1 protein-coding gene is annotated in these 634 nt (G+C 60.1%); it reads left to right on the plus strand.

Translation table 11 applies throughout. From position 1 onward, the window contains the following. On the plus strand, positions 1 to 566 hold a 566-nt coding region (locus M3I56_RS40835), incomplete at its 5' end, for an IS256 family transposase (protein ID WP_254358708.1). Positions 567 to 634 lie beyond the last annotated feature (68 nt).

The following is a 634-nucleotide window of genomic DNA, read 5'->3' on the forward strand; positions in this document are numbered from 1 at the left end:
ACCTGAAGACGCGAGGCGTGCAGGATATCCTGATCGCCGTCACCGACGGCCTGAAGGGTATGCCCGAGGCGCTGGGTGCGGTGTTCCCAGCCACGACGCTGCAAACCTGCATCGTCCATCTGATCCGTAATTCGCTGGACTACGCGAGCTGGAAGGACCGGCGGGGACTTGCGTCGGCCATCAAGCCGATCTACACGGCTGCGGGCGCTGAGGCAGCTCTCGCCGAACTGGACGCATTCGAACAGGGTGACTGGGGCAAGAAATTCCCGACCGTGGTGGCCGCCTGGCGTCGGGCCTGGGATCGCGTGATCCCCTTCTTCGCGTTTCCGCCAGCGGTGCGCAAAGTGATCTACACGACCAACGCCATTGAAAGCGTGAACGCCCAGCTACGCAAGATCGTCAAGACGCGTGGGCACTTCCCCACGGACGAGGCCGCGACCAAACTGCTGTGGCTGGCCTTGCGCAATATCACGGCTGACTGGAGCCGTGCCGCACATGACTGGAAAGCCGCGATGAACCAGTTCGCGATCCTCTACGAGGATCGCTTCACCAGGAATCATTTGTAGAATGCAATTGATGACCTGCCAGACGGCAGGTTTTTATCTGCCTTGCACACAAAAATTCAGACACTTCC

The organism is Paraburkholderia sp. CNPSo 3281 (assembly GCF_024206515.1).
Lineage (GTDB): Bacteria > Pseudomonadota > Gammaproteobacteria > Burkholderiales > Burkholderiaceae > Paraburkholderia > Paraburkholderia nodosa.